We start from the raw sequence: 13,701 nt of genomic DNA, 5'->3' as shown, positions 1-13,701 counted from the left end.
CGAGTCGCCCGGGCTCCAGATCCGAAGGCCGCCCCACCCTCGCGGTTGCCATTCCAGAGCTCCTGGCGACCGTCGATTTGCCCGAACCCGAGGATCCGACCACCGATACCCGCATCAGAGTGTCTTCTTCATGAGCACACGACGGTATCCATCCTCGATCAAGTACCCGGTCTCCTCGAACCCCAACCGCGCGTAGAGTCGGCGATTCTCGGTCATCGCCTCATGCGTGAAGAGCTCGACGTACGCCGCGCCGCGGGCCATCGCGCGAGTCTCGACCTGGGCGATCAGCGCCCGGGCGATCCCCCGCCCCTGATGGTCAGGCGCCACCGCGAGGTTCTCCAACAGCACGCCTTCGTCCCCTGGGTGCCTGGTGACCGCGTATCCGGCAACGACGTCATCAGCCATCGCCACCCAGACCTCGCCGGACTCGATCGCCTCCTCGTAATCTGCCCCCATCGGCCCCGGCTCGAGCCCGATCCGATCCACATACTTCGCGTACGCCGCCAGCGCGATCTCCCTCAGCCTCGGCGCGTCCGCCGGCTCCGCCGGCCTGATCGGGATGGCGCTCATGGTGGCAACCGTACGACGCACGGCCGAGGTCTATGTGCGTCTGGTGAAGCGGATATCGCCGCTGGATAGGCGCTCGTGGAGGTATGCGGCGTCGTGGGCGCGGTGGTGGTGATGACTGCAGAGCAGGGCAGCGTTGTTGAGATCGGTGGCCCCGCCTCGGGCCCATTCGATCCAGTGGTGGGCCTCTGCCCAGGTGCCGGGGATGTCGCAACCCTCGGCCTCACAAGTCGCCGACCTGAGCAGGAGGGCTCGGCGTTGGGCCGCGGTGAAGAAACGTTCCTTGCGGCCGAAGTCGAGGACCTCCGAGGCACCACCGAGAACCGCCGGGATGATGTTCGCGGTGCACGCCAGCCGCCGGGCCTCGGCCGCCGTGATCGGACTGCCACCGACGATCTGGGCGATACCGGCGTCCTTGCGGAGCTGGTCGATGTCGATCGTGACGATCACCGTCGTCGCATCCCCGCCGTGGATCGGCAGCCGGGTCGGGTCGAGGGTTTCCAGCATCTGGCACAACGCACGGCCCAAGCGCCGGTCGTAGGGCAGGTACTCGCCTGTGTCGGTGTGGGTGCCGTCGTCGCGGCGTGGTGAGGCAAAGGCCTCGAGGTTGGTGGCCAGCCGGTCCGCGGCCGCGTCCGGGATGACCGCAGTGATCCGGGTGGTGCCGTCCCCGACACGGCGCATGGCCAGTCGGGTCTTCTTGCGGGCGTGGGCCTCCTCAGCAGCGAGCCGTCGCGCTTCTTCGGACTCGGCGATCTCGGGCGCGATGACATCGAGGATCCGGCGGCCCAGGCGACGCAGCTGGGTGGGATCGAACTGGGTCGCGTAGGCGACCAACGTCTCCTCGGCCTTCGTCTTGATCTCCGGATCGAGGTCAGCAGGGAGGTCATCGAGGGAATTGATGATCACCTGGGCCTGGGCCGGGTTGCAGGCACCGGCGCGCATCGCGGCCGCGACCTGGTGGTAGGTCCGGTCCAGGGCCTGAGCCAGTCGCAGGTCGGCGCGCAGGGTCTCGGGGCGCTGGTGGGTGTGGTGATGCAACCACGCCGCGACATCCCGAGCCGCGGACACAGCAGCGACGTCATCAGCGGTAGCGAGTACACGCAGCTCGAGTTCAGCCAGCTGCGCCTTCGCGCGGGCGATCTCGATCAGGGTGGTGGCCTTCTGGTCGGTGGCCATAAACGACGGATTCGCCTCAGAGACTCGGCCAAGCGCGGCGGTGACAGCGACCACGGCCCCGAGCACGGGGTGTTGTGGCTGTTGCAGCGTGGTCATCACGGTCACCTCCCGACGTACGAACTCTCCACACCCACTGATGCGGATGTGTTCTGGTTCGCTGGTCTCGGAGGCCCGGCAGTACGGGCTATTACTTACCCTCGCAGCTCAGCGTTCACGTCCCTGGTTCCCCTGGATTACCCCACACCCGTTGTGTCTCGGGCAGATAGGGCACGCCTCTTCCGATGTGGTCGGCCTTCACGTTCATGCCTGCGCCGAGCCTACCACACCACGCAAACGATCGGAACTCAATCAGGGACAGGTATCCCAAACTCAGCCAGACCGCTGCTGGTAGTCCGCAAGACAGGTAAATGGCACCCACCCAGGCACCCTGGTTCTAAATCTCCCAACCCAAACCCGGTATTGGCCCCACCCACGCTGGAACCCAAGCACAAATGCCCGAGTAACCTGCGAGCATGAGTGAGCCGCTGGACGACGGGCCGTTCTACCACGGCACAAAGGCCGATCTTCGCGAAGGAGATCTACTCACCGCCGGGTTCCGCTCCAATTACAAGCCCGACGTCGTGATGAACCACATCTACTTCACCGCGCTCCCCGACGGCGCAGGCCTGGCCGCCGAGATCGCCCCCGGCGACGGAGATCCACGGGTCTACCTCGTCGAGCCGACCGGCGAGTTCGAGAACGACCCCAATGTCACGGACAAGAAGTTCCCCGGCAACCCGACCCGTTCCTACCGCAGCACGGCACCGCTGAAGATCGTCTCCGAGGTCCACGACTGGACCCGACTGACCCCGGAGGCCTTGCAGACGTGGCGAGACCGCCTCACTGCCATCCGCACGGATGATCGGGCCGAGATCATCAACTAACCGATCAGTGCAGGGCGGCGTCGGCCGAAGTCGTACGCCAGGCATAGAAGGTGATCGTGAGCCCCGCCCGCGTGGGAGCGCAGGTGAACGGCCCAGCCTCGGCGACGAGGTCCGGGGCGAACGGAACGAGTCGGACGAGCTGAAGAGGCCCACCGTCGACCGCGGCCCGGATGGTGAGCGCGTCACCGGATCGACTGACCCGCATGAGGACCTTCCGATCGCGCCAGTCGGGCACCGCCGCCAGCGACCAGTCGGACCTGCCGTCGGTGACGACAGCGCCGAGCTGCGGCCGGCCGTCGGCGTACTCGACGCCGGCCTTGACCCAGTGCGTCTCGCTGACGCGTACGAAGATCCCGGCCTGGTCGAACTGCTGCGAGAACGCGGCCGTGAACTCGACCTCGACCGCCGTGTCCTGGGCGAAGGGAGCCAGCAGGGCGTGCTCGCTGTCGTGGACGAACCCGTAGGAGGTCGTACGCCACGCGTCGCTCCCCTCGGCGGCGGTGACGAGCAGGTCAGAGCCGCGCGCGACAGCGGCGACGGGCGGATGGGTCCAGCGCCCACTCCCCCAGCGGATCGAGGTCAAGGCCCGTCAGCCCTCGCGAATGGTCATCTTGGTGAGCCGGTCGCCGTCGATGTCGAAGACGAACTTCGAGCGGCCGTTGGCGTGGGTGGAGCGCCAGTCGCCGATCACGGTCACGCTGGTGCCCGCGGCCTCGACCTCCTCGACGGCGAGGGTTCCCTGCGCGCCGATGAACTCATTGTCGCTCCACCCCTTGATCTCCTCCCGTCCCGTGAAGACACGGCCCCAGTCGTCGACCGCTCCCCCCTCGGTGAAGGCGTCGAGGAACGCGGACTCGTCGTGCCGGTTGACGGCCTCGATGAAGGCCGCGACCGGTTCAGGGATCGTCTGCTCTGTCATGTGCACTCCTTCTCAGCGGGTGGTGTCGCAAGTATTCAGTGTCGCTCCTCGAGCCCCACGGCCTCGCGCAGGATGCGCACCGAGTCGGCGAGTTCCTCGTCGTCACGGGCCCGGGACTCCATGAGATCGGAGAGGGCCGAGGCGATGACGTTGAGCTTCTCGTGGGACGCCTCCTCCGAGCGCCGCCCGGCGTTCTGGAGCAGCACCAGCAACAGCAGCGAGAGGACCGAGGAGCCGGTGTGCACGGCCAGCTCCCACTTGGTGCTCGAGGACCAGAGCGGGAAGCTGACCGCCCACACCAGCAGAACGCCGACGATCACATAGAAGAACGGAGCATGGCTTACCACGGAGGTGACCACCTCCACGAAGCGTTCGAACCCGTTCCGTCCGTCGCCTCGCTGACGAGACTTCCTGGCCTTGTTCTCTACGGTCATGCGCACACCGTAGTCCCGATCGCCGCCGCTCAGGCCGCGATGACGGAGGTGACCAGGACGTACGCCGCCGTGCCGGCGAAGATGCTCAGCGTCATGCTGCCTCGCCACAGGTGCAACCCGATCGTGATCGCGAGGGCCAGTGCGGCCGGCCCGGCCGAGGTCAGGACGACAGGGTCCGTGTCGCGGAGGGTGTAGGCGGCGAGGATGACCATCACGCCGACGGGCATCCGGTCGCCGATGTAGGCCAGCAGCGCGCTGTGGCGCAGCGGAGCAAGCATCGCGAAGGGAGCCGCGCGAAGGGTCCAGGTGACGGCCGCGGAGACGAGGACGGCGGACAGGACGTACCAGGGATCAGTCACGCCTGCTCCTACGGGAGGCCAGGACGTACGAGCAGACCAGCGCGACACAGAACATGCCCATCGCGATCAGCAGCATGTTGTCCCGCGAGATCAGCGCCGCGACGATCGCGCAGCCCAGGGCGAGAGCCGAGATCGGCAGAGACCGACGGACCTTGTACGCCTCGATCCCCAGCACCGCGAACAATGCGGTGACCGCGAAGTCGAGGCCGACCACCTGCGGCGGGATCAGGGAGCCCAGCCCGGCGCCGGCAGCCACGCAGAGCACCCACGCCAGATGGAAGAAGGCCTGGATGCTGACGATCCTGGTCCGCGACCACCCGGCCGCCTCCGGCGTCGCGGTGAGCGCGTACGCCTCGTCGGTCAGGGCGAAGGTGCTGTAGGCCTTCCATCCGCGGCCGTGCACCCGGTGCATCGGGAACGAGATGGCGTAGAAGACGTGCCGGAAGTTCACCAGCAGCGTGCTGACCGCGATCTGCGCCAGCGGAGCAGCGGCGGCCAGGAGGCCGACCAGCAGGAACTCCATGGAGCCGGCGAACACGACCGCGCCGAGCACCGGCGCCCACCACCAGGAGAGCCCGGACTGGACCACCAGTACGCCGAGCGCGAGCCCCAGCGGCACGACCGCGACACAGGCGGGAAGCACGGTGCGCCACCCGGCGGCGACCTCCTCGCGGGTCCCCGCGGGCTCCCGGTGCGCCGTCCCCATCTCCATCACCTGCATGTCGCAAGCCTAGGAAAGTTCTGACGTCCTTGGGTTGCCCATTGACGATGCTAAAGTGCCGCTATGCGCAATGATCATGCGATCGACGACCTGGATCGAGCAATCATTGCCGAGCTCGAGGATGACGCCCGACTGAGCAACGCCGAGCTGGCCCGACGGGTCGGACTCACCCCGGCGCCGTGCCTGCGCCGCGTGCAGCGCCTGGAGCGCGACGGCGTGATCAAGGGCTACCACGCCAGCATCGACCCGAAGAGCGGTGGACGCGGTTTCGAGGTCATCGTGGCCATCGACATCGCCGTCAACGACGGCAAGACCATCGAGGACTTCGAGACCGCCGCCGTCGCCGTCCCCGAGGTCACCGAGATGCGCCGCATGCTCGGCCAGCCCGACTACTACCTGCGCGTCCAGGTCGCCGACCCCGATGCGTACGAGGCCCTCATCGTCGGGACGATCTCCCGGCTGCCCGCGGTGAACAGACTGCTCTCGCACCAGACCATGCGGCTGATCAAGGGCTGAGCACCTGTCGCGTCCGGTCGTCGGCGGGGACGAAGGTCTCCAGATGGAGGCCGTTGAGCGTGACGTCGGCGGCGCTCTCGATCTGGCTGGCGACACTGAAGAAGCGGAGCACGTGGCCGCCCACGTCGATCTCCAGCGGGACGACCGGGTCGGCCAGCGGCCGGGCGGACGGCACGTCGGCGGAGGGGTACGCGGTGACCTCGTCCCGGAGCGCGACCAGGGCCGGGTCACCGCCGGTGTGCGTGATGCGCCGGCTGAGCTGGTGGAGCAGGTGGGCACGCCAGACGGGAAGGTTGCGGATGCGCGGGGCGAGTCCTCGCGGATGCAGGCAGAGCCGGATCACGTTCAGCGGAGGCTCGAGCAGGCTCGGGTCACAGCCAGCGAGCAGCCCGTCGACGGGCTGGTTGGCATCGACGATGTCCCAGTGGTCGTCGAGGAGCAGGGCCGGGTACGGCGCGTGGGCGTCCAACAGGCTGCGCAGGCCGGCCATCACCGGCGCGAGCGCGTCGTCGTCGGTCGCGCGGTGTGGATAACGAGGGGCGAACCCTCCGGCGAGCAGGAGCCGGTTCTGCTCGGCCATCGGCACCCGCATCACCTCGGCCAGTCGGACGATCATCTCCGGTGTCGGCCGGGAGCGCCCGTTCTCGACGTAGCTCACGTGCCGTGTGCTCACCTCGGCCTGAGTGGCGAGCGCGAGCTGGCTCAAGGACCGCAGCTCGCGCCAGCGGCGAAGCTCGGTGCCGACGGACGATGCCGATGATGGCGGCGCTGACGGTGACGTCGCGGTTGAGATCACGGCCCGAGGCTAGCCAACCCGGCATCGCAACGGCCATGACCTCAGAGGTTATCGACCAGCGCACCGACCAGCGGCGAACCTTCTCGTGGCAACCCGATCCGAGAGAAGGAAGACACCATGAACGACATCGTGACGCGCTACCTCGACACCTGGAACGCCACCGACGAGTCGGTGCTCACCGAGCTGCTGGCCAAGCACTGGTCCGACGACTGCGTCTACGTGGACCCGCTCGCCGACGTCCAGGGCCGCGAGGCCGTCGGGGCGACCATCCAGGCCGTACGTGCGCAGTTCCCGGACTTCGTGTTCACGCCCGTGGGCGCCGTCGACTTCCACCACCAGCAGGCCCGCTTCCAGTGGGGTCTGGGACCGGCCGGCGAGGAGCCTGTCGTCATCGGCTTCGACGTGGTCGTGGTCGACGAGGACCAGCGGATCCGTGACGTACGCGGCTTCCTCGACAAGGTGCCCGCCTGAGGTCAGGCGCGTGGCAGCACGCCCACGAGTGCGGCGCTGCACGAGGTCCGCAGGGCGTCGCGCAGATCCAGGTGGAGTACGCCGAGGTCCGGCTCGTCCGCATAGGCGGCGAGCAGGCTCGGCGGTGGCGGGACGTACGCCGCGAGGGCGCCCGCCGAGATCAGGCTCATCAGGCAGAACGTCTGGGCGCCGTCACCGAGCTCGGGCAGGTGACGGCGCACGAGCTCGATCATGGTCACGAGCTTCGCGTGGGAGGCGCGTTTGTGGCGCTTGACGACCTCGACCGAGACGTTGTGCTCGAGGACGCCGCCCTGCGCGCCGAAGAGGTCGCAGAGCACCATCCGCTCCGACAGCGACCGGCTGAGGACCTCGGCCAGTTGGTTCGCCCGCGCCTCCGGTGACGCGTCGGCCTCGATCCCCGCAGCAAGCTCCTCGGCCAGCTCCTCGAGCCACCTTCCCAAGAAGTCGTCGAGCAGCTCGAGCAGCACCGCCTCGCGCGACTCGAAGTAGCGCAGGACGTTCGACTTCGCCAGCCCCACCCGCCGGCTGAGCTCGTTGAGACTCACGTCGGCCACCGGCATCTCGTCGAGCATCGCCGCCGCCGTGTCCAGGATCGCCCGGCGGCGGATCTCCCGTTGCTCGTCGCTTCGCGCCCGTTGGAATGTCACACCCCCAGGCTAACTTAAAGACCGCCGGTCCCTTGACATCAGACCGCTGGTCTCTTAAGTTGGTCGTAACAGACCGATGGTTCTTTAGGGAGCGGACAATGAGTGACACCTGGACCGAGCAGCACATCCCCGATCAGAACGGCAGAGTGGCGATCGTGACCGGCGCCAACACCGGGCTGGGCTACGAGACCGCCCGGATGCTCGCCGAGCACGGAGCCCACGTGGTCCTGGCCGTCCGCGACGTCGAGAAGGGGAAGCAGGCGGCCGCGCGCATCGGCGGCGACGTCTCCGTCCAGGTCCTGGACCTGACCTCCCTGGACTCGGTCCGGTCGGCGGCGGCCGACCTCCGCGCCGCCCATCCGCGGATCGACCTGCTGATCAACAACGCCGGCGTGATGTACACACCGAAGCAGACCACCGAGGACGGGTTCGAGCTGCAGTTCGGCACCAACCACCTGGGCCACTTCGCCTTCACCGGGCTGCTGCTGGACCACCTCCTCCCCGTCCCCGGCTCCCGGGTGGTCACCGTCAGCAGCATCGGCCACCGCATCCGGGCCGACATCCACTTCGACGACCTGCAGTGGGAACGCTCATACAGCCGCGTCGCCGCGTACGGCCAGGCCAAGCTCGCCAACCTGATGTTCACCTACGAGCTCCAGCGCCGGCTCGCACCGCACGGCACCACGGTCGCGGTGGCCGCTCATCCCGGCGGGTCCAACACCGAGCTCGCCCGCAACACACCCGCCGCGCTTCGGGTGCCGCTCACCTGGCTCGCGCCGCTGATCACCCAGCCGGCCGAGATGGGCGCCCTGCCGACCCTGCGCGCCGCGACCGACCCGTCCGTCATCGGCGGCCAGTACTACGGACCCGGCGGCCGGGGCGAGGTCCGCGGACATCCGAAGCTGGTGACCTCCAGCCCCGCCTCCTACGACCTGCAGACCCAGCAGCGGCTGTGGACCGCCTCCGAGGAGCTCACCGGCGTACGCATCCCCCTCGACAGCTGAGCCGCGAATCAGGCCTGGTCCGCGACGAGGGGCGAGAGCGGCCGCTCGAAGAAGGTCTCCAGGACCACCGTCGCCTGCGTTCCGCTGACGCCCTCGATGGCGTAGATCCGGCGCAGCACGTCCTGCAGCTGCTCGGTGGTCGCGGTCCTGACCTTCACCAGCACCGAGGCGCTGCCCGCGATGATGTGCGCCTCCACGATCTCCGGAAGCTCGGCGAACGCCTGCGCCGAGTCCCCCATCCATGACGTCGAGTCGACCATGACGTACGCCAGGACGCCGCTGCCCACGGCGGCCGGGTCCACGTCGGCGGTGGTGCGCCGGATGACGCCACTCTCACGCAGCTTGCGTACGCGCTCGTGAGCCGCACCCGCGGAGAGGCCGACGGCCTGGCCGAGCGTGGCGTAGGACTGGGTGGCGTCGCGCTGGAGCTCGGCCAGCAGCTCGCGATCGATCTGGTCCACAGGTACTCCATTCAGAAATATCTTGCGTGAACCGTATCTCATCTTGCAGTCTTCGCCTCAGGCCGATTCAGGTTCGGCATCCTGGATATTGAGGAGTGGACTCCATGAGCAGCGATCGCCCTGGGCTGTACGAGATGCTTGACGACCGGTTCCGCACCGGGCGGTGCATGAACGGTGACGAGGCGCTGGAGGCGCTCTTCACCGGGTGCCGTTGGGCCGAGGGGCCGATCTACGTGCCCGCCTGGCGTCAGGTCGTCTGGAGCGACATCCCCAACGACCGAATGCTGCGCTGGGACGAGGAGACCGGGAACGTGGGCGTCTTCCGCCGCTCTGCCGGGCACACCAACGGCAACACCCTCGACCGCGAGGGCCGGCTGATCACCTGCGAGCAGGGCAACCGCCGGATCACCAGGACCGAGCACGACGGCACGATCACCGTGCTGGCCGAGCGCTGGCAGGGCAAGCGCCTGAACAGCCCCAACGACGCGACCGTGAAGTCCGACGGCTCGATCTGGTTCTCCGACCCCGACTTCGGCATCACCAGCGACTACGAGGGCTACCGCGCGGAGAGCGAGATCGGTTCCAACAACGTCTACCGGATCGACCCCGCCACCGGCGAGGTCAGCCTGGTCGCGGACTGCTTCGGCGCCCCGAACGGGCTGGTCTTCTCCCCCGACGAACGCCAGCTCTTCGTCTCCGACACCCGCGCCGGCAAGATCTGGGTCTTCGACGTACGCGAGGACGGCACCCTGTCCGACGGATCGGTCTTCGCCGAAGCCGGAGCCCGCGACGGCGCCCGCTTCGACAACCTCCGCTTCGACGACGGCGGCCGCCTCTGGGTCGCCGCGATGAGCGACGGCGTGCACTGCTACGACCCCGACGGCACCCTCATCGGCCGGCTGAACGTCCCCGAAGTCGTCTCCAACATCTCCTGGGGCGGCGCCAAGCGCAACCGCCTCTTCATCACCGCCGAGACCAGCCTCTACTCGGTCGTCATGGGCGTCACCGGCACCCACCCCACCGGCCCCGGGCGGCAGCCCTGGCGGTAGCCGGCGGCGATCCGGGACTTCAGAAGGCCCGGTCCGCGACCCGTACGCGATCGGCACTCTCGAGCACAGACGCAAGACGCGCGACGTCGACCGGAGCGGCGGGTGCGGTCAGCATGTCCTCGAGTGGCGTCGACTGGTCGGCGAGGTAGACGCGGGTGTAGCCGGCAGCCTCCGGCTCGAAGCGCCAGCTCTCGGCGAGGGTTCCCGCATCGTGCACGTCGTAGCCCAGGCGGTCGATCATGGCGGCTGCGACGGACTTCGCCCGCTGGTCATCGCCGGCGATCGGCAGGGCCGTGCGGTCGGCGGCGCCTGAAGGCCTGGCGAGCAGCGGGATGTGGTGCGCCAGGATGTTGTTGAACGCCTTGACCAGATGCCCGCCCGCGAAGTGTCGCTGCACGAGCTCGCTCGTGGTGACCTGCTCGTCGTCCAGCTCGCGGATGCGGCCGTCCCGGTAGGGGTAGTAGTTGCCGGTGTCCAGCACCACCTTGCCGGCGAGCAGCGACGGCGGGATGCTCGTGTGGGCCGGCAGCGGCACCGACAACACCACGACCTCGCCCGCGGCTGCCGCCTGCTCGACTGTCCCCGCCACGGCCAGCGGACCCAGCTCCTCGACCAGGTCGGCCAGGCTCTCCGGTCCCCGCGAGTTGGCGATGACGACGGGTACGCCGCCCGCAACCGCCAGCCGGGCAATGGCCGCCCCGATGTTCCCGCTGCCGATGATTCCGAGCCTGGACATGATCCTCGATCCGACGAAGGTGGTGGACTGTACGTGCTGAGACGTCCCGTCGCTATGTTCACCTTCATTTAAACATAGGACTGCGAGATACTGAGAACATGGCTAGCCGCACCTCGACTCCCCTCACGCACCCCGAGCGGGAGGAGCTCGACCTGTTCCAGGTCATGTCGGCGCTGGCGGACCCGATCCGACGGGGCATCGTGGTCCAGCTCGCCGCCTCGGCGGACCCCACGCCCTGCACCGAGTTCCCGCTGCCCGTCAGCAAGGCCGCAGGGACCCGGCACTTCCGGACCCTGCGCGAGGCGGGGATCATCCACCAGCACGACGTGGGCGTACGCCGCATGAACCGCCTGCGGCGCGAGGACCTCGAAGCGCGCTTCCCCGGACTGCTCGAGCTCGTACTGCGCGAGGCATCCTGACGGAGCGCCCGCGCCGTGATCGGCAGAAGCGCACTCACCTGAACCGGGGGATGCGACCGAAACCGCCAAGAGATCAGTGTCTGGAACACACGACTAGGGGCGGAGACGAGATGGCCAAGCAGTTCAAGGGAATCGTCAATCTCGACGTGCGGGACTCGGTCCCGGACTGGACGCCCTTCCGCGAGCCGCCGGCTCCGGAGGGCGCTCCCAACGTACTGCTGGTTCTCTACGACGACACCGGCATGGCCGCGTGGTCGCCGTACGGCGGTCGCATCAACATGCCGACCATGCAACGGCTCGCCGACAACGGCCTGACCTACACCCAGTGGCACACCACGGCGCTCTGCTCGCCGACCCGATCCTGCCTGCTCACGGGACGCAACCACCACGAGAACGGCTTCGCCCAGATCGCCGAAGGTGCCCAGGGGTTCCCTGGCCACACCGGCCACATCCCGATGGAGAACGCCACCATCGGCGAAGTGCTGCGCGAGAACGGCTACAACACCTTCTGGGTCGGCAAGAACCACAACGTCCCGCTCGACGAGTGGGCGGTCGGGGCGAGCAAGCGGAACTGGCCGCTGGCGCGCGGGTTCGACCGCTTCTACGGATTCCTCGGCGGAGAGACCAACAACTGGTACCCGACCTTGACCGAGGACAACCACTACGTCGACCAGCCCTACCTCCCCGAGGACGGCTACCACCTCTCCAAGGACCTTGCCGACAAGGCGATCTCGTTCATCGCCGACAGCAAGACTTCGGCACCGAAGAAGCCGTGGTACCTCTGGTTCTGCCCCGGCGCCAACCACGCCCCGCACCACGCGCCGGAGGAGTACATCGCGAAGTACGCCGGCCAGTTCGACGACGGCTACGAGGCCTACCGCGAGTGGGTGCTGCCACGGATGGTCGAGCGCGGCATCCTTCCGGAGGGCACGGAGCTCACCGACATCAACCCGCTGCCCGGCGAGGCCGCGCAGCCCATGGACCACGTACGGCCCTGGGAGTCTCTCAACGACGAGGAGAAGCGGCTCTTCGCGCGGTTCGCCGAGGTCTATGCAGGGTTCTCGGAGTACACCGACGCCCAGGTCGGCCGGATCATCGACTACCTCGAGGAGACGGGCCAGCTCGACAACACGATCGTCATGTACTGCGCCGACAACGGCGCCTCCGGCGAGGGCAGCCCGGACGGCACCGTCAACGAGAACAAGCTCTTCAACGCCTATCCCGAGGACCTCGAGCAGAACCTCTCGATGCTCGACCAGCTCGGCTCCCCGGACACCTACAACCACTATCCGACCGGCTGGGCAACGGCGTTCTCCACTCCGTTCAAGATGTTCAAGCGCTACACCTACCAGGGTGGCGTCGCCGATCCGCTGGTCATCTCGTGGCCGAAGGCCATCGCGGCGCGCGGCGAGGTGCGCAACCAGTACCACCACGCCGTCGACATCGTGCCCACGCTCTTGGAATGCATCGGGCTGGAGATGCCGGAGGAGGTGCTCGGGTACGCTCAGTCGCCGCTTCCGGGCGTCTCGATGAAGTACAGCTTCGACGCGGACGGACCGACTCAGAAGGTCATCCAGTACTACGAGATGTTCGGCACCCGAGCTCTGTGGCACGACGGCTGGCACGTCGTCGCCCAGCGCGCACCGAACGCCGGCGGCACCGCGACCGACCTGGTCAACGACACCTGGGAGCTCTACCGCTCCGAGGCCGACCGGTCAGAGGCGCACGACCTCGCCGCGGAGCACCCCGACAAGGTCAAGGAGCTGGTCAACCTCTGGTACGTCGAGGCCGGCAAGTACGACGTACTGCCGCTCGACAACCGGTCCATCGCCGACCTGGTCAAGGAGATGCCGGTCGCTGACGTCCCGGAGGGCGGCGTCTATCGCTACTACCCCAACACCTCGCCGGTCCCGGAGTTCGCTGCAGCGGAGATCCGCGGCCGGTCGTTCAAGATCCTGGCCCAGGTGGAGCTCGACGACGACGCGGAAGGCGTGATCATCGCGAACGGGGCCCGCTTCGGCGGGCACACGCTCTTCATCAAGGAGCGAAAGCTCTGGTACGCGTACAACTTCCTCGGCATCCCGCCTGAGCAGCAGCTGGTCTCAGCGGACGAGCTGAAGCCCGGAAAGCACGTGCTAGGAGTGGAGTTCTCCAAGGAGGGCCACGGCGAGCACCAGGAGGCGATCGGAACCACCACGCTCTACGTCGACGACCAGGCGGTCGCCAAGGGCGAGTGGAAGACACAGCCCGGCCACTTCGCACTGTGTGGGGAGGGGCTCACCGTGGGCAAGGACGGCGCCGACCCGGTCTCGCGGGAGTACTCGTCACCGTTTGCTCTCACCGGGGCCAAGATCAGGGTGGTCGAGATCAATATCGGCGACGACGTCTACCTCGACCTGGAGCGCGACTTCCACGCCGCGATGTCTCGAGACTGATGAGGATCCTCCCGTCCAGCGGGACGTGACTCCCCTTCGACCGT

The 13,701-nt window shown here is 68.0% G+C and carries 18 protein-coding genes; 7 read left to right on the top strand and 11 right to left on the bottom strand.

Features of this window, described 5'->3' with window-relative positions; all coding sequences use genetic code 11:
- Positions 1 to 114: 114 nt before the first annotated feature.
- Positions 115 to 570, bottom strand: coding sequence for a GNAT family N-acetyltransferase (locus tag ABZU72_RS09090; protein ID WP_355018534.1), 456 nt, complete (start codon positions 568 to 570; stop codon positions 115 to 117).
- 30 nt (positions 571 to 600) lie between these two features.
- Complete coding sequence (locus tag ABZU72_RS09085) at positions 601 to 1,842, bottom strand: DUF222 domain-containing protein (RefSeq protein ID WP_355018533.1); 1,242 nt, start codon at positions 1,840 to 1,842, stop codon at positions 601 to 603.
- Between the two features lie 416 nt (positions 1,843 to 2,258).
- On the opposite strand from ABZU72_RS09085, the gene arr reads away from it, so the two are divergent.
- Positions 2,259 to 2,669 carry an NAD(+)--rifampin ADP-ribosyltransferase gene (gene arr / locus ABZU72_RS09080; protein ID WP_355018532.1) on the top strand — a complete coding sequence of 137 codons (411 nt, stop codon included), beginning with the start codon at positions 2,259 to 2,261 and terminating at the stop codon, positions 2,667 to 2,669.
- 4 nt (positions 2,670 to 2,673) lie between these two features.
- Here the strand turns inward: arr and ABZU72_RS09075 are convergent, their stop codons facing one another.
- The 5 genes from ABZU72_RS09075 to ABZU72_RS09055 are packed head-to-tail and all read right to left on the bottom strand — an operon-like array spanning position 2,674 to position 5,102.
- Positions 2,674 to 3,252, bottom strand: a complete 579-nt coding sequence (locus tag ABZU72_RS09075; protein ID WP_355018531.1) for a DUF1349 domain-containing protein — start codon at positions 3,250 to 3,252, stop codon at positions 2,674 to 2,676.
- Positions 3,253 to 3,258: 6 nt separating this feature from the next.
- Positions 3,259 to 3,588 (bottom strand): nuclear transport factor 2 family protein, encoded by a 330-nt coding sequence (locus ABZU72_RS09070; RefSeq protein ID WP_355018530.1) that lies wholly within the window; start codon positions 3,586 to 3,588, stop codon positions 3,259 to 3,261.
- A 35-nt stretch (positions 3,589 to 3,623) separates the two neighbouring features.
- Entirely contained in the window at positions 3,624 to 4,022 is a 399-nt protein-coding gene (locus ABZU72_RS09065; protein ID WP_355018529.1) for a low affinity iron permease family protein, read from the bottom strand.
- A gap of 29 nt (positions 4,023 to 4,051) precedes the next feature.
- A complete protein-coding gene (locus ABZU72_RS09060) occupies positions 4,052 to 4,381 on the bottom strand; it encodes an AzlD domain-containing protein (RefSeq protein WP_355018528.1) in 330 nt (109 codons plus the stop codon).
- Positions 4,374 to 5,102: an AzlC family ABC transporter permease gene (locus ABZU72_RS09055; RefSeq protein WP_355018527.1), complete on the bottom strand. Its 729-nt coding sequence runs from the start codon at positions 5,100 to 5,102 to the stop codon at positions 4,374 to 4,376. Before ABZU72_RS09055 ends, ABZU72_RS09060 begins: the two co-directional genes overlap by 8 nt.
- Before the next feature lie 63 nt (positions 5,103 to 5,165).
- On the opposite strand from ABZU72_RS09055, the gene ABZU72_RS09050 reads away from it, so the two are divergent.
- Positions 5,166 to 5,618: an Lrp/AsnC family transcriptional regulator gene (locus ABZU72_RS09050; protein WP_350838185.1), complete on the top strand. Its 453-nt coding sequence runs from the start codon at positions 5,166 to 5,168 to the stop codon at positions 5,616 to 5,618.
- Here ABZU72_RS09050 and ABZU72_RS09045 read toward each other — a convergent pair.
- Positions 5,608 to 6,414, bottom strand: a complete 807-nt coding sequence (locus tag ABZU72_RS09045) for a helix-turn-helix transcriptional regulator (RefSeq protein WP_355018526.1) — start codon at positions 6,412 to 6,414, stop codon at positions 5,608 to 5,610. The two genes, ABZU72_RS09050 and ABZU72_RS09045, sit on opposite strands and share 11 nt — an antisense overlap.
- A gap of 117 nt (positions 6,415 to 6,531) precedes the next feature.
- On the opposite strand from ABZU72_RS09045, the gene ABZU72_RS09040 reads away from it, so the two are divergent.
- Positions 6,532 to 6,885: a nuclear transport factor 2 family protein gene (locus tag ABZU72_RS09040; RefSeq protein WP_355018525.1), complete on the top strand. Its 354-nt coding sequence runs from the start codon at positions 6,532 to 6,534 to the stop codon at positions 6,883 to 6,885.
- A 2-nt stretch (positions 6,886 to 6,887) separates the two neighbouring features.
- Here the strand turns inward: ABZU72_RS09040 and ABZU72_RS09035 are convergent, their stop codons facing one another.
- Positions 6,888 to 7,553, bottom strand: coding sequence for a TetR family transcriptional regulator (locus ABZU72_RS09035; protein ID WP_355018524.1), 666 nt, complete (start codon positions 7,551 to 7,553; stop codon positions 6,888 to 6,890).
- Between the two features lie 98 nt (positions 7,554 to 7,651).
- Here ABZU72_RS09035 and ABZU72_RS09030 point away from each other — a divergent pair, with 98 nt between their 5' ends.
- On the top strand, positions 7,652 to 8,557 hold the full coding sequence (locus tag ABZU72_RS09030; RefSeq protein WP_355018523.1) for an SDR family NAD(P)-dependent oxidoreductase: 906 nt from the start codon (positions 7,652 to 7,654) through the stop codon (positions 8,555 to 8,557).
- Between the two features lie 8 nt (positions 8,558 to 8,565).
- On the opposite strand, the gene ABZU72_RS09025 is transcribed toward ABZU72_RS09030, so the two are convergent.
- Positions 8,566 to 9,018 (bottom strand): Lrp/AsnC family transcriptional regulator, encoded by a 453-nt coding sequence (locus ABZU72_RS09025; RefSeq protein WP_355018522.1) that lies wholly within the window; start codon positions 9,016 to 9,018, stop codon positions 8,566 to 8,568.
- A gap of 104 nt (positions 9,019 to 9,122) precedes the next feature.
- Here ABZU72_RS09025 and ABZU72_RS09020 point away from each other — a divergent pair, with 104 nt between their 5' ends.
- Positions 9,123 to 10,067, top strand: coding sequence for an SMP-30/gluconolactonase/LRE family protein (locus ABZU72_RS09020; RefSeq protein WP_355018521.1), 945 nt, complete (start codon positions 9,123 to 9,125; stop codon positions 10,065 to 10,067).
- Between the two features lie 19 nt (positions 10,068 to 10,086).
- Here ABZU72_RS09020 and ABZU72_RS09015 read toward each other — a convergent pair whose 3' ends face one another.
- Positions 10,087 to 10,803 (bottom strand): NADPH-dependent F420 reductase, encoded by a 717-nt coding sequence (locus ABZU72_RS09015; RefSeq protein WP_355018520.1) that lies wholly within the window; start codon positions 10,801 to 10,803, stop codon positions 10,087 to 10,089.
- Positions 10,804 to 10,901: 98 nt separating this feature from the next.
- Here ABZU72_RS09015 and ABZU72_RS09010 point away from each other — a divergent pair, with 98 nt between their 5' ends.
- Complete coding sequence (locus tag ABZU72_RS09010) at positions 10,902 to 11,222, top strand: transcriptional regulator (RefSeq protein WP_355018519.1); 321 nt, start codon at positions 10,902 to 10,904, stop codon at positions 11,220 to 11,222.
- A 110-nt stretch (positions 11,223 to 11,332) separates the two neighbouring features.
- Positions 11,333 to 13,657, top strand: a complete 2,325-nt coding sequence (locus ABZU72_RS09005; protein ID WP_355018518.1) for an arylsulfatase — start codon at positions 11,333 to 11,335, stop codon at positions 13,655 to 13,657.
- The last annotated feature ends 44 nt before the right edge of the window (positions 13,658 to 13,701 follow it).

The organism is Nocardioides sp. NPDC004968 (assembly GCF_040608935.1).
In the GTDB taxonomy this organism is placed as follows: domain Bacteria; phylum Actinomycetota; class Actinomycetes; order Propionibacteriales; family Nocardioidaceae; genus Nocardioides.
Note: the sequence above shows the minus strand (reverse complement) of the source record. Positions and strands in the feature narration are given on the sequence as shown.

Excerpts from the sequence above, each read along its gene's own strand:
- ABZU72_RS09090 (WP_355018534.1), bottom strand. The coding sequence starts at position 570 with ATGAGCGCCATCCCGATCAGGCCGGCGGAGCCGGCGGACGCGCCGAGG.
- ABZU72_RS09085 (WP_355018533.1), bottom strand. The coding sequence starts at position 1,842 with ATGACCACGCTGCAACAGCCACAACACCCCGTGCTCGGGGCCGTGGTC.
- arr (WP_355018532.1), top strand. The coding sequence starts at position 2,259 with ATGAGTGAGCCGCTGGACGACGGGCCGTTCTACCACGGCACAAAGGCC.
- ABZU72_RS09070 (WP_355018530.1), bottom strand. The coding sequence starts at position 3,588 with ATGACAGAGCAGACGATCCCTGAACCGGTCGCGGCCTTCATCGAGGCC.
- ABZU72_RS09065 (WP_355018529.1), bottom strand. The coding sequence starts at position 4,022 with ATGACCGTAGAGAACAAGGCCAGGAAGTCTCGTCAGCGAGGCGACGGA.
- ABZU72_RS09055 (WP_355018527.1), bottom strand. The coding sequence starts at position 5,102 with ATGCAGGTGATGGAGATGGGGACGGCGCACCGGGAGCCCGCGGGGACC.
- ABZU72_RS09050 (WP_350838185.1), top strand. The coding sequence starts at position 5,166 with ATGCGCAATGATCATGCGATCGACGACCTGGATCGAGCAATCATTGCC.
- ABZU72_RS09040 (WP_355018525.1), top strand. The coding sequence starts at position 6,532 with ATGAACGACATCGTGACGCGCTACCTCGACACCTGGAACGCCACCGAC.
- ABZU72_RS09030 (WP_355018523.1), top strand. The coding sequence starts at position 7,652 with ATGAGTGACACCTGGACCGAGCAGCACATCCCCGATCAGAACGGCAGA.
- ABZU72_RS09020 (WP_355018521.1), top strand. The coding sequence starts at position 9,123 with ATGAGCAGCGATCGCCCTGGGCTGTACGAGATGCTTGACGACCGGTTC.
- ABZU72_RS09015 (WP_355018520.1), bottom strand. The coding sequence starts at position 10,803 with ATGTCCAGGCTCGGAATCATCGGCAGCGGGAACATCGGGGCGGCCATT.
- ABZU72_RS09010 (WP_355018519.1), top strand. The coding sequence starts at position 10,902 with ATGGCTAGCCGCACCTCGACTCCCCTCACGCACCCCGAGCGGGAGGAG.
- ABZU72_RS09005 (WP_355018518.1), top strand. The coding sequence starts at position 11,333 with ATGGCCAAGCAGTTCAAGGGAATCGTCAATCTCGACGTGCGGGACTCG.